Source organism: Pseudomonas sp. LBUM1641, from assembly GCF_059716235.1.
In genome coordinates this window covers 5447474-5467360 of the sequence record NZ_CP166815.1, presented here as the reverse complement: position 1 = coordinate 5467360, position 19887 = coordinate 5447474, and the positions used below count along the sequence as shown (strand labels likewise).

Below are 19887 nucleotides of genomic sequence, written 5' to 3'. Positions count from 1 at the left end.
CGGGTGATTGTTCGTGGGACTGAGTGTATTTGTCCGGCCATAACGTGATAAACAGAGCTATACCGGAATCACTGGCCGGATAAGGCGAACAATCCCATGAACAAACTTGAGTTGTTGCGCACCTTCGTGCGCGTCACCGAACTGTCGAGTTTCACCCAGGCGGGCGAGAGCCTGGGCCTGCCGCGCTCGACCGTGTCCGAGCATGTGCAGGCCCTGGAAGAGTTGCTCGGTGCGCGCCTGTTGCAGCGCACCACGCGCAAGGTTCAGGCGACCCAGGATGGCCGCGTGCTGTACGAACGCAGCAAGGATCTGCTGTCGCATATGGAAGAGCTGGAAGGCTTGTTTCGTCAGGATGAGGCGCAGCTCGCGGGGCGGATTCGCGTGGACATGCCCAACGTCATGGCCCGCGAGCTGATCCTGCCGCGCCTGCCGGAATTCATGGACCAGCACCCGCTGATCGAGCTGGAAATCAGCAGCACTGACCGTCAGGTCGACCTGCTGGCCGAAGGTTTCGACTGCGTATTGCGGATTGGCGCGCAGCCGGACCAGTCGGTAGTGGCGCGGTTGCTGGGCAGCATGACGATGATCAATTGCGCCAGCGCGACTTACCTGCAACGTCACGGCATACCCAAGACACTCGACGATTTGGCCCACCATCAACTGGTGCATTACGTACGCCCGTTGGGCTCGCGTTCGCCGGGGTTTGAATACGTACAGGGCAGCAAGGTGCACCGGGTTCCCATGGCCGGGCGGGTTACCGTTAACAGCACGGATGCGTATCGGGCAGCGTGCATCGGCGGGTTCGGCCTGACTCAGGTGCCCGTCCTGGGCATTGTCGATCTATTGGCCAGCGGCGAATTGGTGGCGGTGCTGCCGGACTATCCGGCACCCGCGCTGGACGTGTCCCTGCTGTACGCAGGCCAACGGCATTTGCCGATGCGGGTGCGGGTGTTCATGGATTGGCTGGCGGCGATCCTGCAATCCCGGCTTTAACGCCGGGCCGACAACTGCTGCGGCGCCAGGAATGCATCGTGGAAGTAATCCCGAAACGCCTGCATCGCCGGGGTGAAGTCGCGCTCGCGGTGCCAGGCCAGGCCGACACTCATGGGCGTGACCTTGTCGGTGACGCTCACGGTTTCGATGCGCTTGCCTTCCAGTGACCACGGGCGATGCACCAGGTCCGACAGAATCGCCACGCCGCTGCCGTTGGCGACCATGCTGCGTACCGCCTCCACTGAACTGGTGCGCAGCCGCACCTTGGGCGTTTGCCCGGCCTGTTCCCAGTAGCGCATGGCGCTTTGTTCGGCTTCGTCGACGGTGAGGAAAATGTACGGCTCCCGGGCCACGTCCGCGAGGCTCACGGCCGGGCGTTCGCACAACGGATGATGGCTGGGCAACCACAGGCGGCGTTCGGAGTTGAAGAGGATTTCCGAGACGATATCCGGGTGGGTGAGGTTGGCGGTGAGCACCACGGCCATGTCGAACTGGCCGTTGAGCAGGCCGTGTTCGATGGCCTGGCGTTCCTGTTCGAAGACCTCGATGGTCACGTCCGGGTGCCAGTGTTCCATGCGCTGCAAGTGGTGCGGCAAGAAGTAACCGAGCACGGTGTAGCTGGCCGCCACCCGCAGTACGCCGCTGGCGCGGTAGTCCGGCAGCGGGCTGTTCAGGGCGTCGTCGACGCTGCGCACAATCACGTAGGCGCGGTTGAGAAAATGCCGCCCGGCGTCGGTGAGGCTCATGCCCTGGGCTGAGCGCACGAATAACTGCGCGCCGAGCATCGCTTCCAGCTCCTTGATCGCGGTGGTCACTGCGGATTGCGAGATGTTGAGATGAATCGCCGCCTGGGAGATCTGGCCGATTTCGGCGGTGGCGACGAAGTAGCGGATTTGGCGCAGGGTCAGGGACATGGCGGGTATCTGATTTTCAGAAGATGACCCATCTGATAATAGATCTTCCCAAGGGGTCAAGCTGCAGCCTAATTTCCATGGCATGAACTTCAACGGAGCGACCCCGATGCAGGCAGTGGATTTCAATTCGGACATGGGCGAAGGCTTCGGTCCCTGGACCATCGGCGATGGCGTCGACAGTGAACTGATGGCCTACATCAGCTCGGCCAACATCGCCACCGGCTTTCATGCCGGCGACCCGGGCACCATGCGCCGCACCGTCGAGCGCGCCAAGCAACTGGGTGTGGCGATTGGCGCGCACCCGGGCTTCCGTGACCTGGTGGGGTTCGGCCGGCGCCATATCAACGCCCCGGCCCAGGAATTGGTTGACGACATGCTCTATCAACTCGGCGCCCTGCGGGAAATCGCCCGGGTTCAAGGCCTGACGCTGCAACACATCAAGCCCCATGGCGCGCTCTACATGCACCTGGCGCGGGACGAAGAAGCGGCGCGATTGCTGGTGGAAAACCTGCAACGCCTGGAACCCACACTGTTGCTGTACTGCATGCCCAACTCGGTGATCTGGCGGATTGCCAAGGAACTGGGCCAGCCGGTGGTGCGGGAGTTTTATGCCGACCGTGAGTACGATCTCACCGGCTCCATCGTGTTTACCCGCAATGTGCGGGCGCTGGATCCGGCGACGGTTGCGGCGCGTGTCCTGCGTGCCTGCCAGACTGGGTTGGTACGTACCGTCGAAGGCGAAGACCTGTTTATCGAATTCGATTCCATCTGCCTGCACAGTGACACCCCCGGCGCCCTTGAGCTGGTGGAAGCCACGCGTGAAGCGCTGGACCAGGCGGGGATTGAAGTGCGCACACCTCGCTGACCGACACCGGTGCCCAGACACCGGGTCCATCCGAATTTTTGCCTGCCTTTCTACAATGATTCCAAGAGGAACAGACATGGCCGAATCTTCCCCGATCCGCTACAGCTTTGGCGGTGATGAACACCTGTTTGCCGAGGTCAGCGAGAGCATGTCCCTGGAGGCTTTCTTCAAGGGCATGGCCGTCACCCGCGCGGTGGAACGCCTGGCCCTGGACGGTGTGCTGGACGTCTGCCTGGCGAATGCCTCGTTCCAGATTCGCTTCGACCCGGACCGCATCGCGCCCCACGTGCTGCTGGATGCGGTACAAAGCGCCGAAGCCCAAGCCGTGGCCGAACGCACCTTGCACACCCGCATCATCGAAATCCCGGTGCTGTACAACGACCCCTGGACCCATGAAACCCTGATGCGTTTTCGTGACCGTCATCAAGACCCGACCGGCACCGACCTGGAATACGCCGCGCGGATCAACGGCCTGGCAGACGTGGAGGCGTTTATCGCGGCCCATAGCGGCGCGCCGTGGTTTGTCTCGATGGTGGGGTTTGTGGCGGGCTTGCCGTTCATGTTCCATATGGTCGAGCGCGAGCGGCAGTTGCAGGTACCCAAGTACCTGCGCCCGCGCACCGACACGCCGAAGTTGACCCTCGGTCACGGCGGCTGCTTTGGCTGCATTTATTCGGTACGCGGTGCTGGCGGCTACCAGATGTTCGGCGTCACCCCGGCGCCGATCTACGACCCGCAGCAGCAGTTGGCGTACCTGAAAGAGCACATGGTGTTTTTCCGGCCCGGCGACATCGTGCAGTTCAAACCCATGGACCGTGATGCCTATGACCTGGCGGTGGCTGAAGTGGACGCCGGACGGTTCGACCTGCGCATCCGACCGGTAGAATTTTCCCTCGACGCCTTTCTCGCCGACCCCATTGGCTACCCGAAAACCCTGCAGGAGGCGCTGGCATGATCAAGGTACTCAAACCCGGCCTCGCCACCTCCGTGCAGGACCTTGGCCGCGAAGGTTATTACCACCTCGGCATCCCGCCGTCCGGCGCGCTGGACCAATACGCGTTGAGCGCAGCCAACCACTTGGTGGGCAACCCGGCCGGTGCCGCCGGGCTGGAATGCACGCTGATCGGCCCGGAACTGGAGTTTCAGCAGGACGCCCTGGTGGCGCTGTGCGGTGCGCTGATGTCACCGCGCCTGGACGGCGTGGTGGTGCATCAGGACACCGCGTTTGAAGTGCGCGCCGGGCAGGTGCTGCGCTTTGAATTTCCCAAGGCCGGCGCACGGACTTACCTCGCGGTGGCCGGTGGTATCGACGTGCCGCTGGTATTGGGCAGCCGGTCCACTTACACCCTGGGTGCGTTGGGCGGGTTTCACGGGCGGCGGCTGGTGGAGGGTGATGAATTGCCTGTGGGCGAGCCCAGCGGCAAAGGCCGGGCGGGCAACAGTCTGCCCATGGCGTTGCGCCAATCGGTGGGCGGGGACGTGACGCTGCGGGTGGTGCCGGGGCTGTATTACGAGCGACTGACGCCCGGCGCCAAAATCAGCTTTTTTGCTGAGCCCTGGACGGTCGGCTCGGAGGCTGATCGCATCGGTTATCGCTTCAAGGGCGGTAGCGCGTTGAGCTTTCAGCCACGGGAGCAGCCGTTTGGCGCCGGGTCTGATCCGTCGAACATCGTAGACAGTTGCTACCCCATCGGCTCGATCCAGGTGCCGGCCGGGCTGGAGCCGATCGTGCTGCATCGGGACGCGGTGTCGGGCGGAGGTTACGCGATGATTGGCACGGTGATCAGTGCCGACCTGGATCTGATCGGGCAGATGCAACCTAACCAGCGGGCGGGGTTTGTGGCGGTGACGCTGGAGGAGGCACTGGAGGCGCGGCGGGTGTACAAGAAGCGACTTAAGGTGATGGGTGGGTTGTTTAGCACCTGAAGTCACCACTGAACCAAATGTGGGAGCGGGCTTGCTCGCGAAAGCGGAGTGTCAGTCAATAAGTCTTTGACTGAGCCACCGCATTCGCGAGCAAGCCCGCTCCCACATTTTGATCCGGTTGTGTCAGAACAATTTGGTGAATAGCCAGTACAGGCTACCCGACAACAAAATCGCCGCCGGCAATGTCAGCACCCAGGCCATCAGCAAATTGCGGATGGTCTTCATCTGCAATCCACCCCCGTTCGCCACCATGGTCCCGGCCACACCCGACGACAGCACATGAGTGGTGGACACCGGCAAGCCATACATGTCCGCCGCGCCGATGGTCAGCATCGTCACCATCTCCGCGGAGGCACCCTGGGCGTAGGTCAGGTGGGTCTTGCCGATCTTCTCGCCCACCGTCACCACGATGCGCTTCCAGCCGACCATCGTCCCCAGGCCTAGCGCAATAGCCACCGCGATCTTGACCCACAGTGGGATAAACCGAGTGGCGTTGTCGATCTGTTGCTTGAACAGCTGCAGCTTGTTCTGGGTGTCGGCGTCGAAGTTGCCGACCTTGCCCTTGTCCATCAGGCGGATGGTTTCGCTGGTCAGGTACATGTCGTTACGCACGTTGCCCACGGCCTCGGCCGGTACAGCGGCGAGGGAGCCGTAGCTCTTCACTTCTTCGCCGATATGCCCGGTGATTGAGGCGAGGGCGGGCACCAGTTCCGGCGTGGCTTCCTTGGTGCGGACGTAGGTCGACAAGGTGGCGCGCGAGTCGGCAGGGGCCAGTTGCGGCGCCGCTTTTACCAGGGCCGCCTGGGTCACTTCGGCCACGGCGGCAAACTGCAACGACTCGCCCGCCGGCATGGTGCGGTTCAACGCGTAGGCCATCGGCAGGGTGCCCACCAGGATCAACATGATCAGGCCCATGCCCTTCTGGCCATCGTTGGAGCCGTGGGCGAACGACACACCGGTGCAGGTGACGATCAGCATGCCGCGAATCCACCATGGCGGCGGGGTGTCACCTTTGGGTGCCTTGTACAGCGAACGGTTTTTCACGAAGGCCCGCAGCGCCAGCAACAGCAGGGCGGCGAAGGCGAAGCCGATCAGCGGCGACAGCAGCAGCGCATAACCGATCTTGATCGCCTGGCCCCAGTCCACACCGCTGGTGCCGTCGCGGCCATGCATCAGTGCGTTGGCCACGCCTACACCGATAATCGAGCCGATCAAGGTGTGGGACGACGAAGCCGGCAAACCCAGCCACCAGGTGCCGAGGTTCCACAGGATTGCGGCGATCAACAACGCGAAGATCATCGCAAAGCCGGCGGAGGAGCCGACCTGCAAAATCAGCTCAACCGGCAGCAGGGCGATGATGCCGAACGCCACCGCGCCGCTGGACAGCAGCACACCTAGGAAGTTGAAAAAGCCCGACCACACCACCGCGAAATGCGGCGGCAACGAGTTGGTGTAGATCACCGTGGCCACCGCGTTGGCGGTGTCGTGGAAACCGTTGACGAACTCGAAGCCCAGGGCGATCAACAACGCCACACCCAGCAGCAGGAACGGCGTCCAGGTGGTGACCACCGTGCCCAGTTCGCGCATGTCGTGCATCAGGCTGTAGGCGGTGAACAGCAGGCCCATGGCGAGTACGGCGAAGAAAATGATCACCGTCACCATGCCAGGTTTCTTGTCCAGGCGCGGTTTGGGATCGGCGGTGGAAGCGTGTGCGGAGGCAGTCAGGGAAGGGGTGGCCATGCCGGAGCATCCAGTGTGGGGAGGATGTCGGTCATGATCGTTGCAGAATGTTACAGAGATGCTGCGATAAATCAGTGTTTAGGGAATTGAAGTTGCCGCTGGTCTATAAAACACCGCCGATCAAATGAGGGAGCTGGCTTGCCTGCGATAGCGCTGTATCAGTCACCACCGCTATCGCAGGCAAGCCACACACATTGATCGCATTTCAAATTCAATAATCCTTGCGCTTGCGAAACGCCCAGCGCCCGGCAATCAAGGTAAACGTTGCCACCAGCGCCACCAGAATCCAGAAACCTTCCGGGTCAGTGGAAAGCGGCACGCCACCGACGTTCATGCCAAAAAAACCGGCAATGATGTTGATCGGCAACGCCAGCACCGTGACCACGGTCAGGGTGAACAGCGTACGGTTGCTCTGCTCGTTGAGGTTGGCGGCGATCTCTTCCTGCAACAGCTTGATTCGCTCACCCAACGCCATCAGGTCGTTGATGATCAGCGCGAACTCCTCGGTAGATTTGCGCAACTCCTTCACGTCTTCCTTCTGTAACCATTGCGGCGGGCGGTTGAGCAGCCGCAGCAACGAGCCCGGCTCCAGCGCCAGCAGCCGTTGCAGGCGTACCAGCACCCGGCGCGCGGCGCCCAGTTCGGCGCGGTTGGTGGACAGGCGCGACGACAGCAACTGGTCTTCGATGTGGTCGACGCTAAGGCTGGTCTTGCGCACGATCTGCGTCAGCACTTCGCCCTGGTCCCGCAGTAAATGCACCAACAGTTCCAGCGGCGAGCGAAAGCGCTCGCCGGCCTTCACCGACGAGCGCAGCTTGTCGACCGAGTGCAGCGGTTGCAGGCGCGCGCTGATTAGCAGCCGGCTGCGGGCACACACCCATAAGGTGGAAATGTCTGAAGACACCATGCTGCTGAAGTTGAACACCACGTCGTTGACCACCGCCAGCAACGCCGAGTCCACGTGTTCTATACGGGTGGAGCGCGAGCCTTCGTGCAAGGCTTCGAAGAATTCTTCCGGCAGATTCAGGTGCGCCTGCATCCAGCGCTCGCAGGCGGCGTGGGCCAGGTTCAGGTGCAGCCACAGAAACTCTTCGGGGGCACCGGGTTGCTGCAAGGCCGCCAGGGCGGTGGCTGAGTCAATCTGTTCGCCCTTTTCACCGGGGCGAAAACGAAAACCGTAAAGCAAGCCAAACAGGTCTGAGTCCTGGTGGCTGTGGTCGATGCTGTGGTTCATGGACGCTCGCAGGGAAAGTGCCTGTAGGAGGTTTCACAGGTTCACTTGAGCGCATCATGGCAACAGGATTTGACGGTTTTGTGACGGTTTGCCTGCGCGCTTTTAGAAGAAGGAGGTTGCTTGATGGATCATTCGTCGGTTGGCGCCCGTTGAGAGGGCTCTAGGGTGAGGGATTGACGGCTACCTGTTAGTTTTGACAGTAGAAGTTTCGATGTCTGGGTGGTTGGATTGCTGGGTGTCAATCCGGACTCCAACTTCTAAAGAGGCTTCCCATGGCAAGCTCGCGTGATCTAAAGAAAGTGAAAGTCGCAAGCTCCACTCCGAATAAAGACGGAGTGACCCTTACATTGGGGAATTTTGAGTCGGTGAAAATCACCATACCCAAACCGACCTACGTAGATTTCGGTACGTTCTTCGACTTGTATGTGGGCGGCAGGCTTGTCCATCAAAAAGTCATTCTTCAACCTGAAGACATGCCCGGCAATATCCTGCTCAAGGCATGCGAACTGGGCTGCTGCTGGCAGGTGATTTATTACACGTTGACGCTGGCGACCCATGATCGCAGGACTTCTGAAAAGCTCTATGTACTGGTTGAGTCTAAATAAGAGGGAGTAATGGTCTTGGTCGTCACGAGGCGGGCAAGCTGAAGGTAAACACCGTGCCGTCCTGCTCGTGGGAAGAGACTTCCAGCCGCCCGCCGTGGGCGTCGGCGATCTGCTTGACGATGTACAAACCCAGGCCCAATCCGGCCTGGGGCAGGGCGCCCGTCGGTCGGGAGTAGGGCTGGAACAGCAGCGGCATGGCTTGGTCACTGATCAGCCCAAGGTTTTTCACCGATAACTCAAACGTGCCGGCGTTGACCTGCGCACTGACCTCAACCGGCCCTTCGGGGCTGCCGTGGCTGATGGCGTTGGCCACCAGGTTGGAGAGCAACTGACCCAGCCGCTCGCGGTCGCCTTTCACGCCGTTAAGATTGCCGATGCTGGCGTGGATCAGCCGCTTTGGATGCACGTGCTGCACCTCTTCCACCACGTGCTGCAAGGTGTCTTCCAGCCCCGGGCACTCGCCGATGTTCACCGGGATGCCGCTGCCCATTCGGCCGCGGGCGAAGTCCAGTACGTCCTCCACCAACTGCGAAGCTCGGCGGCCGCTGGCCAGCATGTGCCGCACCAGAGTGTCGGTGGCCGGGTCCGGGTGTTTGCGCAGCAGGCGCTCGGCGCCGACGTTGATCGCGAACAGCGGGTTGCGCAGGTCGTGGCCGAGCACGGCGATGAACTGTTCCCGCAGTTCGGCGGTTTCCCGCTCCTGCTGCAAGTCGGCTTCGGTTTGCTGGAGGCTTTCTTCGGCTTCGATTTGCAGCGACAGCACCCGGGCAAACGACTCCATGGTGGACTGGATGGTGCTGCTGCGCAGTTGCGCCGGATTCGGGTCCAGGGCGCAGATGGTGCCGAAGAAACGCCCGTCGGTGCGGAACACCGGCACCGAGATGTAGCTTTCAAAGTGGTAAATGCGTGGCGTGTGGTGGTCGCGGTACAGCGGGTCTTCGCTGGCTTTGTCGATCACGATCGAGACGTGGGAGCCGCGGATTTCGTGGCACAGGGTGGTGGTCAGGTCCAACTCGCCACCCACGGGCAGGCCGAAGTCCAGTTGGTCGCGCACGGCGCAGGCGGTCCATGAATCGTCGGTGACCCGCGCTACGGCCGCGAAACGCAAGCCGGTCATTTCACTGATCACCTGCAGAATCGCCGGCACAGCGCTGATTCGGCCAATGGTGGCAATGTCGGCGGCTTTTTGCCCCATGGCGCGCGGTCTCGATCCTGATGCTGCTGGCGTTGTGCCTTGGCTGTTGGTTGGGATTCTAGCGAGCTTGGCGGCGTAAGGTACAAATTCGTTCACGCTAATTAGACTATTTGCTCTTCTGGGCGACCAACGCGCATAAAAAAGCCGCGCGGCCCGAAGGCGGCGCGGCGTTTTTTGCGGTTTAACTCAGGTGTCTTGCTTGTTTTCCAGGACTTCACCGGTCTTGGCATCCAGCTTCACGTCCCACTTCACATTGGCGGTGTCACGCAGTTCGGTCTCGTAGACCAGGCGGCCGGCTTTGTCTTCCAGTTCGGTGTCAACGATGGTGGCGCCTTTGTGCTGGGCCACTGCCTTGGCGTTGAGCTTTTCGAAATCCATGATGGCGCCGGACTTGAGCAGGCTCGGAATATGGTCCGGGCGAACATCGGCCTGGGCGAAACCTGCAGTAAGCGTCAGGGCGGTAGCAGCGAACAGAGCGGTCAGGTTTTTCATGGTGTATTCCTTGGGGTGAGCTGTTTAAGTGGGATCAGGTTAACCAGCGCAACTTAACTCTCCCTTAAAATTGCGCCGTTTGTTCAATCGGCGGCGAGTGCGGGGTTTCATGCTGGCGTCTCAATCATGGGAGGCACAGATGAAACAGTTAATGGCTTGGGCCTACGCGCCCTTGTTCTGGGTGGGCTTTATCGGCTGGGCGCTGTGGCTGATACAGGTGAATGCGCCGCAATGGCTGGCACTGGTATTTGTCTGCGCGGTGGTGGTGTCGTTTATTGCTGAGTGGTGGTTGCCCTATGAGCCGCAGTGGAATCGCAACCAAGGTGATCGTTGTCGCGACTTGATTCATGCGTTGGTCAATGAAGGTCTTAATGCAGCGGGCTTGTTGATCTTGCCGGTGTTGACCGCGTTGCTGGCCGTTGACGGCGTATGGCCGCGGGCATGGCCGCTCTGGGCGCAATTGCTGCTGGCGATTGTCATTGCCGATGCGGGCATCACCCTGATGCATTACGCCAGCCACCGAGTCGCCGCCTTGTGGCGCCTGCATGCGGTGCATCACAGCGTGCAGCGGTTGTACGGTTTCAATGGCTTGATGAAGCATCCGTTGCACCAGATGCTCGAAGCCACGGCCGGGTTGGCGCCGTTGATCCTGCTGGGCATTCCCACTGAGGTGGCGCTGCTGTTGGCCCTGGCGATTGCCGTGCAGTTGCTGTTGCAGCATTCCAATGTCGACATGCGCCTGGGGCCGCTGCGCCGGGTGTTTGCCTGGGCGCCGGTGCATCGTTTTCATCACATGAAATACGGCCGGGCGGGGGATGTGAATTTCGGCTTGTTTTTCAATTTGTGGGATTGGCTGTTGGGCACGGCGTTTTACAGCCATGACTATCGAATGGGGCAGGGCGATCTGGGGATTGGCAGCCGGCCGGATTTTCCGCGTGATTACGTGGCGCAGTTGCGCGACCCCTTCAGGGCTGTGCGATTGAGCAAGGAGCCGCCGGTTCCCACCGACCTACTGTAGGAGCGAGCTTGCTCGCGAAAAACCTGAGGGCACCGCGTTCATTCAGGATACTCGCGTCATCGTTAACGACCTTCGCGAGCAAGCGCTCCTACAGTGGGAGCAGTGTCAGTTGCAGGTTGCGCAACGACGCCCCGGCCGTGACGCCAAATAGCTGCATCATGGTCCGGGAAAAATGCGCCGAATCGGCGAACCCGGCGCCATGGGCGGCCTCGGTCAAGGTGCTGCCGCCGAGCGCCAGTCCCAGCGCCACACGCAAGCGCCGCCACAGCACCAGGCGGCGCACCGGCAAACCCAGTTGGTTGGCGAACAAACGCTCCAGTTGGCTCAACGAAACGTGTGCCGCCTGGGCCAGCGCTTGGGCCGAGACCTTGCCGCTCAGTTGCTGATCCAGCGCCAGCAGTGCGCGTTCCACCCGGGCATCTTCCAGTGCGCGTCTCGGCAGTTGGCGTAGCGTGCGGTCGAGTGCTTCCAGGGACAGTTCACTCTCGGCCAGGGCGGCCTGCAAAGGGTCGAGGTCAAACGCGCCGGGTTCGGCATACACCATCAACACCTCTCCGTCGGCGTGGAGGATGGCGTGGGGCATTCTTGAAGGGATAAACAGGCGATGGGCCGTGGTGACACGGCCATCGAGGCTGGCCGTGATCGGCCCGCCCGGGGAGAACATCAACTGATGGGCATAGTGCGCATGGGGCGCGGTGCGCCCTGGAATACCCAGGATCAGCCCGTAATCAGGCCCCAGCCACAGGCGACCTGACCATTCGGGAGTCACTCAGTAACCGTTGTCCTGCAGCAGGTCGGCCACACTCGAGGACGGCCAGCGCTTGTAGTACTTCAGCAGTTCGGCGGCGCGGTTGGTGAAGATGCCATCGACGCCGGCTTTCATCACCTTGTCGAAGTCCACCGGCTCATCCACGGTATACACGTGCACCAGCAGGCCCTTGTCGTGGGTCAACTGGTTCATCTCGGGTTTGACCAGGTCGGAATAGCTCTGGTCGCCCAGGTTGGTCAACTGCGCCGAAGGGCCGGTACCGATGGCGCCCAGGCTCTTGGCCTCGTCGACCCATTTTTCGAACTCGGCGGCGTCCTTGGGTTCTTGCTTGGCGTAGTAGGCGGCTTTGGTTGGCTCGCCGGACTCGGCGAAGGTCACCTTGGATTTTGGCTCAATGCTGCCTTCACCGACCCACAACAGCAGGATTTTCGGGGTGTTGGGCATCTCTTTTTGCAGTTCTTTCAGGCTGTCCTTTTCAAAGGTTTGCAGCACTACGCGGCCCTTGCCCTGGCCGACGCCGATGTTTTTCTGGGCCTGGTTGGAGCCGGTGGAGCTCAACCAGCCTTTATCCAGCAGCTTGTTCTTCAGGTCGGCTTCGATACCCGGGAATTGCTTTGGCTCTTTGGTTTCGATGTACAGGCCGGGCTTGTGCTGCGGGTTGCCTTCGGCGATCTTGATGATTTCGTCCAGGCTCAGGATTTTCAAGCCGACGAAGCCAGGGCGGGCGCGATCCGGGTAGGCGGCGTTGAACCAGCTGCCGGCGTCCAGGGTTTTAAGCTCGGCCCAGGTGAACTCGTTGGCCGGGCTGTCCTTGCGCTCTGGGAATTTGGTGGCCACGTCGGTGGTGCGTTGCAGGTTGTTGTCATGCAGGGCAAACAGCACGCCGTCCTTGCTGCGCTGCAGGTCCATTTCCAGGTAGTCGGCCCCCAGGTCGCGCGCGACTTTGTAGGCGGCGGCAGTGGATTCCGGTGCATCGAAGGAGGCGCCACGGTGGGCAATCACCGCGGGGTGCGGAATGCCTTCGTTGGTGGCCAATTCGGTAGGGCTGATCGGGCTTGCCGCCTGTGCGTGGCCAAGGCCCAGCATCAGGGCCAGCAGCAGGGCACTCTTGGTAAACGTGACAGGCATAAGCGAAGTCCTTTCGTGGAGGTAACTTTGAGAAGGGCTCCTTTTTAACAATTGCTTGCGAATGGCGCTATCACCAAACCGACATTAACGTGTTCACGGGCCATTTTTCTGCACTTTTGTGCTGTGCCATGCAGTACTCTTGCCATCAGCTGCCCCATCAGAGGGCAGATTATCTGCCACGCGTGTAAACCATCTTTCCAGTCCAAACAGGACTTTTCAGTGAGGTTTACCATGCGCATCACCTCCGAGCTTATCTGCCAGGCCGCCGACCAACTCCACGGTTTTGTCGGCCTGAACCGCAAGACCCACCAGTACATCGTCCGTTTCAGCGAAGACGCCTTCGGCATGGACGTGGCCGACGACGGCATCATCCCAACCTCCGAGTTTGTCTGGCAGCCGGTTGACGAGCAGGCCATGACTTTGTCCCGCGAGCGGATCCAGTTGTTGCTGGACCAGAACATCGACGACCGCATCAACATCACGGAACCGCTGCGGGTGTACATGCGCCGGGTGGAAATCCCACAGATCAGTGCGGTGCGCAGTCTGGTCAGCTGAGTGCACGCCGTCACTGCGTTGAGGGCTGTTGTGGCGAGGGGGCTTGTCCCCCGTTGGGCTGCGCAGCAGACCCAAAAAAAGCGGGAGCGCTGCGCACTGGAGCGCCAGCCCGGTCCAACGGGGGACAAGCCCCCTCGCCACAGGAAAAGCACCCTTACAACAAGACAAGCCCCTCCCAACAGGACAAACCCTTTCATCCCCGGGGCAAACCCCGTCATCAAACAGGTTGATGTTTCACCGCTCGAACGCGTAAGACCGCTCCACCTTGCACACCCGCGTATGGCACGCCGAGTACCAGGTGGAGCGCCCCTGTTCGCGCACTTCGGTGTGTTCGGCGTGCTGCTTCCAAGCCTGGATCGCGGCTTCGCTGTTCCAGTAGGACACGGTGATGCCCAGGCCATCTTCCCCGCGCGCCGATTCCACGCCGAGAAAGCCAGGCTGTTGCCGGGCCAGTTCCAGCATGCGGTCGGCGGCTTGTCCGTAGCCGTTGTCGCCTTCAGTACGCAGGGAACTGAAGATCACTGCGTAGTACGGCGGCTTGGGTGTTTTGGCGATCATACGCAGGCCTTCAGCAGTGCAACTGCCAGCGGCGGTGTGATGCCTTTGAGGGCCGCACGTTCCGGCTGGAACAGCGTGGCGACAAAAAACGGATGGTCCAGCAGCTCCACCGCCCGCAAGTCGCCCGCCGAGTCATGGCCGCTGGCAATCAGGTCGGCTTCCAGCAATGCACTTTCGAAGTCTGGATTGATGCCATAGCGGCAACGGTAGCCTTCATGGATATCCAGGGTGGCGTAGGCCTCGGCGATGCGGGTATAGGCCATCAAGCGGATGGTGTCAGTCGCTTCCACCAGCGCACAGGTCAGTGGCGTAAGCACTGCGCGCGGCGAGTCGGGGGCCAATTCGCCGTGTTCTGCGTCGGCCCAGCCCAGCACATTGCGGGCATATTCCAGCACCGCGTGTTGAAAACCGCCGCAGGTGCCGAGGAAAGGGCGCTGCTGTTCGCGGGCATAACGGATGGCCAGCAGGGCGCCGTCGAGGTCACGGTAAGGGCTGGCGGGGACGCACCAGAAGCCATCGTAGTGCTGCAATTGGTCGGTGGATTTGATCGTGTCGGTGGCCAGCCAGTCGAACCGCACCGTCAGGCCCAACGCCGCGCCGGCCTGTTGCAACGCCAAGGGAATGGCCAGGTGGGCGGTGACTTGTGCATCGTAGTCGCCGATCAGGGCCAGGTGCAGGGTGGTTCTATTCATCGAGGGTATCCGTGGCTTGTTGAGTCCTGGCGCTCACTATAGATTGGCGTGCACGCAATCAATATTGGCGTTAGCCCACATGTTCAATGCAGCGACGCACTATCAGATTGATTACTCCGACCTTTCCCTGGTCCTCGCGTTGGTGCGAGGCGGCACGCTCGCCCGTGCAGCGGGGTTGCTGCGGGTGGATGTGTCGACGGTGTTTCGCGCGGTGCGGCGGCTGGAGGCGGCGCTGGGCCAGACACTGTTCGAAAAGAGCCGCGCCGGCTACCTGCCCACCACCTTGGCCACCACCCTCGCCGAACAGGCTGAACGTGCCGAACAAGCACTGGAAGCGGCACGTGTGGGGGTCGAGCAGGGCGGTGAAGTGATCAGCGGCACGGTGCGCCTGACGTGCACGGATTCGGTGCTGCAGTCACTGTTGCTGCCGGCCCTGGCGCAGTTCATGCCCGGCTACCCCGCGCTGACCCTGGAGCTGAGCACCTCCAATGACTTTGCCAACCTCAGCCGCCGCGACGCGGATATCGCCTTGCGCCTGACCAAGGCTCCCCCCGAACATCTGGTAGGACGTTGCCTGGGCACGGTGTCGTATCGAGTGTGTGCCAGCGCCGACTATGCCCGCCAGCATGCAGGCAAGGAGCTGGCCGCCCTGAGCTGGATCGCGCCGGATGACTTCCTGCCGGATCATCCCACCGTCACCTGGCGGCGCCAGCACTTGCCTGGAGTGATGCCGGCCTATCGCTGCAACAGCATGGTCTCGGTGACCGAACTGGTGCGCGCGGGACTCGGTGTCGCCGCGTTGCCGGATTACTTGCTGGGCGCCGGCCTGCAACCATTGAGCCCTCCGCTGGTGGGGCACGACACCGCCCTGTGGCTGCTCACGCGCCCCGATTGCCGGGCGTTGCGCTCGGTGGTCACGTTATTTGATCAGTTGGGCCAGCATGTGCGGTTGCCGGAGCACTGACTGTGGGAGCTGGCTTGCCTGCGATACAGGCGCTGCGGTGCGTCAGGCAAACCGCGGTGATGCAATCGCAGGCAAGCCAGCTCCCACATTGGATGCGTGGGAGGGCTAGGCCTTGCGCACGAATTGGTCGTGCATCTCGCTGGTCAGCCCTTCGATGCGTTCGGTCAGTTGCTTGGTCATCTCGGTGAGTTTGGTGTTCTGTTCCAGCAGTTCCAGCAACTGCTTGGTGGTCTGCGCCGCCTGGGCCTGGCGTTCGGTGTTGGCCACGGCCAGGGCTTCGCGGTGCTGGGCGTCGGCGTCGGACTGGGCCTTGTCCCGTGCGGCCTGGCGGGTTTGGGCCAGCAGAATCAAAGGCGCGGCATAGGCCGATTGCAGGCTGAACGCCAGGTTCAAGAGAATGAACGGATACACGTCAAAGTGCGTGATGCCGGTCACGTTGAGCACCACCCACAAAATCACGATTGCCGTTTGCGCCCCCAGGAACGTCGGCGTGCCAAAGAAGCGCGCGAAGGCTTCGGCTTTCAGCGCAAAAGTGTCGTTGCCAAACGTCGGCGCGAGATGGGCGTGTTTACGGTGAAAACGCAGATGGTCAACGTGGGCTTCAGGTTTATCCGGGGTCATGGCGGGCTCGAATCCGTGGCGTAAGACAAGCCACCACTATAGACCGAGCCCTTGACCGGGCACATGAAGAAGCCTGTCGCTTACCGGTTACCCCGTTCATTGGCAAATGCACTCACAGCCTGCACCGCCTCGCTGGCGCCTTCGCGAATCTGCAGGATCACCGTGCCGGCCTGGTTGGCCAGCTCCACGCCCTGGGCGGCGCGATCGCGGGTACCGTCCATGCTGTCGATGGCCTGGCGGGTTTCGGTCTGGATCATCTCGATCATCGAGGAAATCTCCGCCGTTGAACCGCTGGTGCGCGCCGCCAACTGCCGGACCTCATCGGCCACCACCGCAAAGCCGCGCCCTTGTTCGCCGGCGCGCGCTGCTTCGATGGCAGCGTTCAAGGCCAGCAGGTTGGTCTGGTCGGCAATCCCGCGGATGGTGTTGACGATGGCGGTGATCTGCTGCGAACGCTCGCCCAGCTTGGCGATCAGCGCGGAAGAACCGTCGATGTTGGCGGCAATCTCACGCATGCCCGTGGCGGTCTGCTGGATCACCTCGGCGCCTTTTTCGGCGATGTCTCGGGTTTGCAGCGAGATGTGATAAGCCTGGGTCGCGCTTTGCGCATCGGCGGCGTGTTTCTCCACCATGGCCGTGACGTCGGAGGCGTACTTCACCACCTTGCACAGGCGTCCGCTGGCGTCGTACACCGGGTTGTAGTTGGCTTCCAGCCACAGGACCTGGCCGTTTTTATCAATGCGTTCGAACTGGCCGTTGAACAGCTCACCCTGGTTCAGCCGTCGCCAGAAATCACTGTAGGCGCTGCTGTTGGCCAGCTCGGGTTTGCAGAACATGCGGTGATGTTTGCCCTGGACTTGAGCCAGGGTATAGCCCATGCGATGCAGGAAATTCTGGTTGGCGCTGATGATGGTGCCGTCGAGGTTGAATTCGATCACCGCCATGGCGCGGTCGATGGCCTGCAACTTGGCGTTGGCTTCGCTCTCGGCCTGCATTTTCGGGGTGACGTCCATGGCGTACTTCACCACTTTTACCACGCTGCCGGATTCGTCACGCACGGGGTTGTAGCTGGCCTCCAGCCAGATCGGCTGGCCGCTGCTGGTGATTCGTTCAAAGGTGCCGGACTGGAACTGGCCGTTGCGCAGTTGCGTCCACAGCTGGCCGTATTCGGCGCTGCGGGCAAAGGCCGGGGTACAGAACAGGCGGTGGGACTGGCCCACGACTTGATCGGCGTTGTAACCCATGGCCTTGAGAAAGTTCTCGTTGGCCCGCAGGACCGTGCCTTGCAGATCGAATTCGATCACCGCCATGGAACGGTCTATGGCTTCGAGAAGGCTGGCTTGCTGGGCAATGGTGGCTTGCAAGGTACTGATGGTTTTTTTATGGGCGTTGAATAGCATGGTCGTGTGCTCGGGGGAAGCAAGCGTCAGGGGTATCCATGGGGGCGCCTGCCACCGTATGGCTTAAGCCTACGGCAAACGTGCTCATTGCCAGCTTCCTTGTGCTGACAGAGGGGTGGAACAGCGGGTTCTGAGTCGTTATGGGGGCAAGAAGTTCTATAGTCGCCGACCAATGGCGGCATTATGCTATCGCTTGGAGATGGTCGCGTTTAATTCAGACGAGGTGCAGTCGCCGGGATTCAGGCGCTATGGGCGACCACATAGTCGCTGACATTCACCCGGTTACGGCCGGTGTCCTTGGCCGCATACAGCGCGCGGTCCGCCGCGTTGAGCCACATGGCCGCGTCGGTGAAGGCCGGTTGGAACGAAGCCAGGCCGATGCTCAGGCTGACCCGCAGCTCGGGGATTTCCGGATGACGGTAGTTGCTGAACACTTCGCGCATGCGCTCCATGACTTGCGCCGCTTGCTCCAGAGGCATGTCCGGAAGAATCACACAGAATTCGTCGCCGCCGTAACGCCCGGCCAGGTCGTTTTCCCGCAGGTTGCGACGCAGTTCCAGGCTCAGTTGGCGCAGGACCTGGTCACCGATGATGTGCCCGTAGCTGTCGTTGATTTGCTTGAAGTGGTCGATATCGATCAGCGCGATGGTGGCGTGGGCATTTTGTTGCTGGCACTTGTGAAACTTCAGGTGCAGCAGGTCTTTCCACGAGCCGTGATTGAGCAGGCCGGTAAGGCTGTCGGTGCGGCTCAGGGCGCTCAGGGCACGTTTGTGTTCCGACAACTTGATCGCCAGGCGGTAGCAAACCATGCCCAGGGCCATGGGATACAACGTCAGCATCGGCAGGCAAGCGTAGACCTGGACCAGGCTGACGCTGGGATTGAACCTGACTCCGAATAACAGCCATGCCACGCCGATGCCCGCCAGTTGCGCCACGATGCCGTGGAGAAACAGGCGTTTGCCGCCGGCGGCGACGTTGTTCATGGTCATCATCGACAGGATGGTCACGGCGGTAAGGGGCGTGAACTGCGTGGTGGCAGCCCAAAACCCGCCGAGCAGCGAGTCGTAGAGCAGGTTTCGTCGCTCAGCCTTGTAGGGGAAGTCGGAACGGGTCGAGAGTTGATAGGCCAGGTGGGCCCAGCCAAATCCGTTGAACAGCAGCAACGCCCAGACCCAACCTGGCATTTGCAGTGGGTAAAGCGCAGCGATGACGCTGATGCAGCCGATGCCCAAGCCGATGATCCTTGGCTTGTAGATACGTCTGGCAAATGACAGCCCTTTGCCTCGTTGGTTTTCCATAAATTCCTGGGTCGATTCTTTTTTTCGCAGGTACAACGGCACACGTGATCGGGAAAACCACTGGTCGGATAATCCGTGTGAATATTGTCAGTTATTCCCGTGGGAATAATCAGTGTCCTTCTAGGCCATTTGCAAAGGACACACGCCGAATCAGCAAAAAACGACCCTGGATGTCGTTCCTGCAACAGATCAGTGCTGCGGCACGACCTCATAACCCGCCAGGAACAGGTCGATGGCCGACTCGATGACGTCCGCCTGAGCGGCGGCGTCCAGGGTCGGCTGGCCCAGGGTGATCTGTGGCCAGAAGGCGAAAGCCTTGAGGAGGCTTTGCACTTGGTGGGCGGCGAAGCATGGGTCGGTGCAGCTCAACCGGCCATCTTCCTGAGCGGCGCGCACCCATTGGGTGAACCCTTCTTCGCGCTTGCTCAGGCGGTTGACCATGTCCTGGGCGCGTTCCGGCGAGTGGATGGTGGCGGCAATCGCCACACGGGCCAGGTCGAGGAAGTTGGCGTCCGACATCATCGTCATCTTGGCTTGCAGCAACCCGCGCAATTGCTCGCGCAACGGGCGGTCGCTGGCGTAGCTGACGTCCAGTTGCGCAACGCTGCTGGCCCACAGTTGGTGCAGGATCTCGGCGAACAGCTCTTCCTTGCTCGGAAAGTGGTTGTACACCGTGCGCTTGGAAACCCCCGCAGTGGCGGCGATCTTGTCCATGCTGGTGACCTCGAAACCGTTGTCGCGAAACTCGGCGATGGCGGCTGCCACGATGGCTTCGCGTTTACGGTCGGTGAGGCGCTGAGGTGCAGTCATGGGGGATTTCGGCTCTGAAAGGAAAATTACACTCGGTAGTTTACTTGCTCACGGTTTTGTTGCAATCTAGAAACTACACTGTGCAGTGTAACTTTTAGAGCAGTCTGCAG

21 protein-coding genes and 1 pseudogene are annotated in these 19887 nt (G+C 61.3%); 8 read left to right on the top strand and 14 right to left on the bottom strand.

Features of this window, described 5'->3' with window-relative positions:
• The first annotated feature begins 96 nt into the window (after nt 1-96).
• Nucleotides 97-993, top strand: a complete 897-nt coding sequence (locus tag ACA046_RS25095) for a LysR family transcriptional regulator (RefSeq protein ID WP_459023184.1) — start codon at nt 97-99, stop codon at nt 991-993.
• Here the strand turns inward: ACA046_RS25095 and ACA046_RS25090 are convergent.
• Nucleotides 990-1907 carry a LysR family transcriptional regulator gene (locus tag ACA046_RS25090; protein WP_017475938.1) on the bottom strand — a complete coding sequence of 306 codons (918 nt, stop codon included), beginning with the start codon at nt 1905-1907 and terminating at the stop codon, nt 990-992. The two genes, ACA046_RS25095 and ACA046_RS25090, sit on opposite strands and share 4 nt — an antisense overlap.
• Nucleotides 1908-2013: 106 nt before the next feature.
• Between ACA046_RS25090 and ACA046_RS25085 the strand changes: the two genes are divergently transcribed.
• From ACA046_RS25085 to ACA046_RS25075, 3 genes are all read left to right on the top strand, one after another.
• Nucleotides 2014-2772 (top strand): 5-oxoprolinase subunit PxpA, encoded by a 759-nt coding sequence (locus ACA046_RS25085; protein WP_003211441.1) that lies wholly within the window; start codon nt 2014-2016, stop codon nt 2770-2772.
• A 76-nt stretch (nt 2773-2848) separates the two neighbouring features.
• On the top strand, nt 2849-3727 hold the full coding sequence (locus tag ACA046_RS25080) for a 5-oxoprolinase subunit B family protein (RefSeq protein ID WP_497675190.1): 879 nt from the start codon (nt 2849-2851) through the stop codon (nt 3725-3727).
• Nucleotides 3724-4698: a 5-oxoprolinase subunit C family protein gene (locus ACA046_RS25075; protein ID WP_459023179.1), complete on the top strand. Its 975-nt coding sequence runs from the start codon at nt 3724-3726 to the stop codon at nt 4696-4698. Before ACA046_RS25080 ends, ACA046_RS25075 begins: the two co-directional genes overlap by 4 nt.
• A 123-nt stretch (nt 4699-4821) precedes the next feature.
• On the opposite strand, the gene ACA046_RS25070 is transcribed toward ACA046_RS25075, so the two are convergent.
• Both ACA046_RS25070 and ACA046_RS25065 read right to left on the bottom strand, forming a co-directional pair.
• On the bottom strand, nt 4822-6438 hold the full coding sequence (locus ACA046_RS25070) for an inorganic phosphate transporter (RefSeq protein WP_497675189.1): 1617 nt from the start codon (nt 6436-6438) through the stop codon (nt 4822-4824).
• A gap of 211 nt (nt 6439-6649) precedes the next feature.
• Nucleotides 6650-7672, bottom strand: a complete 1023-nt coding sequence (locus ACA046_RS25065) for a transporter (RefSeq protein ID WP_459023177.1) — start codon at nt 7670-7672, stop codon at nt 6650-6652.
• A 272-nt stretch (nt 7673-7944) separates the two neighbouring features.
• Here ACA046_RS25065 and ACA046_RS25060 point away from each other — a divergent pair, with 272 nt between their 5' ends.
• A complete protein-coding gene (locus ACA046_RS25060) occupies nt 7945-8277 on the top strand; it encodes a hypothetical protein (RefSeq protein WP_497675188.1) in 333 nt (110 codons plus the stop codon).
• Nucleotides 8278-8299: 22 nt separating this feature from the next.
• Here the strand turns inward: ACA046_RS25060 and ACA046_RS25055 are convergent, their stop codons facing one another.
• Both ACA046_RS25055 and ACA046_RS25050 read right to left on the bottom strand, forming a co-directional pair.
• Nucleotides 8300-9472 carry a GAF domain-containing sensor histidine kinase gene (locus tag ACA046_RS25055; RefSeq protein WP_497675187.1) on the bottom strand — a complete coding sequence of 391 codons (1173 nt, stop codon included), beginning with the start codon at nt 9470-9472 and terminating at the stop codon, nt 8300-8302.
• Between the two features lie 186 nt (nt 9473-9658).
• On the bottom strand, nt 9659-9964 hold the full coding sequence (locus tag ACA046_RS25050) for a PepSY domain-containing protein (protein ID WP_459023171.1): 306 nt from the start codon (nt 9962-9964) through the stop codon (nt 9659-9661).
• A gap of 139 nt (nt 9965-10103) precedes the next feature.
• On the opposite strand from ACA046_RS25050, the gene ACA046_RS25045 reads away from it, so the two are divergent.
• A complete protein-coding gene (locus ACA046_RS25045; RefSeq protein WP_497675186.1) occupies nt 10104-10982 on the top strand; it encodes a sterol desaturase family protein in 879 nt (292 codons plus the stop codon).
• Here the strand turns inward: ACA046_RS25045 and ACA046_RS25040 are convergent.
• The 3 genes and pseudogenes from ACA046_RS25040 to ACA046_RS25030 form a co-directional block, all read right to left on the bottom strand.
• Nucleotides 10975-11064 (bottom strand): annotated as a pseudogene (locus ACA046_RS25040) (outer membrane lipoprotein carrier protein LolA); the annotation flags it as partial. The gene ACA046_RS25045 and the pseudogene ACA046_RS25040 sit on opposite strands and share 8 nt — an antisense overlap.
• Before the next feature lie 6 nt (nt 11065-11070).
• Nucleotides 11071-11751 (bottom strand): helix-turn-helix domain-containing protein, encoded by a 681-nt coding sequence (locus tag ACA046_RS25035; protein ID WP_459023167.1) that lies wholly within the window; start codon nt 11749-11751, stop codon nt 11071-11073.
• Nucleotides 11752-12879, bottom strand: a complete 1128-nt coding sequence (locus ACA046_RS25030) for a glycerophosphodiester phosphodiesterase (RefSeq protein WP_459023165.1) — start codon at nt 12877-12879, stop codon at nt 11752-11754.
• A gap of 231 nt (nt 12880-13110) precedes the next feature.
• Between ACA046_RS25030 and ACA046_RS25025 the strand changes: the two genes are divergently transcribed.
• Entirely contained in the window at nt 13111-13434 is a 324-nt protein-coding gene (locus ACA046_RS25025; RefSeq protein ID WP_318301743.1) for a DUF2025 family protein, read from the top strand.
• A gap of 234 nt (nt 13435-13668) precedes the next feature.
• Here the strand turns inward: ACA046_RS25025 and ACA046_RS25020 are convergent, their stop codons facing one another.
• Nucleotides 13669-13992, bottom strand: a complete 324-nt coding sequence (locus ACA046_RS25020) for an antibiotic biosynthesis monooxygenase family protein (protein ID WP_459023162.1) — start codon at nt 13990-13992, stop codon at nt 13669-13671.
• Entirely contained in the window at nt 13989-14684 is a 696-nt protein-coding gene (locus ACA046_RS25015) for a CTP synthase C-terminal region-related (seleno)protein (protein WP_497675185.1), read from the bottom strand. The genes ACA046_RS25020 and ACA046_RS25015 overlap by 4 nt, the downstream gene beginning before the upstream one ends.
• 79 nt (nt 14685-14763) lie before the next feature.
• Here ACA046_RS25015 and ACA046_RS25010 point away from each other — a divergent pair, with 79 nt between their 5' ends.
• Complete coding sequence (locus ACA046_RS25010; protein ID WP_497675184.1) at nt 14764-15648, top strand: LysR family transcriptional regulator; 885 nt, start codon at nt 14764-14766, stop codon at nt 15646-15648.
• Nucleotides 15649-15753: 105 nt separating this feature from the next.
• On the opposite strand, the gene ACA046_RS25005 is transcribed toward ACA046_RS25010, so the two are convergent.
• The 4 genes from ACA046_RS25005 to ACA046_RS24990 form a co-directional block, all read right to left on the bottom strand.
• Complete coding sequence (locus ACA046_RS25005; protein WP_459023156.1) at nt 15754-16269, bottom strand: DUF1003 domain-containing protein; 516 nt, start codon at nt 16267-16269, stop codon at nt 15754-15756.
• A gap of 80 nt (nt 16270-16349) precedes the next feature.
• The gene (locus ACA046_RS25000) at nt 16350-17669 is read right to left on the bottom strand and encodes a methyl-accepting chemotaxis protein (protein ID WP_497675183.1); all 1320 of its coding nucleotides are present in this window, start codon (nt 17667-17669) and stop codon (nt 16350-16352) included.
• Between the two features lie 239 nt (nt 17670-17908).
• On the bottom strand, nt 17909-18967 hold the full coding sequence (locus ACA046_RS24995; protein ID WP_497675182.1) for a diguanylate cyclase: 1059 nt from the start codon (nt 18965-18967) through the stop codon (nt 17909-17911).
• 189 nt (nt 18968-19156) lie between these two features.
• The gene (locus ACA046_RS24990) at nt 19157-19777 is read right to left on the bottom strand and encodes a TetR/AcrR family transcriptional regulator (protein ID WP_318302316.1); all 621 of its coding nucleotides are present in this window, start codon (nt 19775-19777) and stop codon (nt 19157-19159) included.
• Nucleotides 19778-19887: the final 110 nt, after the last annotated feature.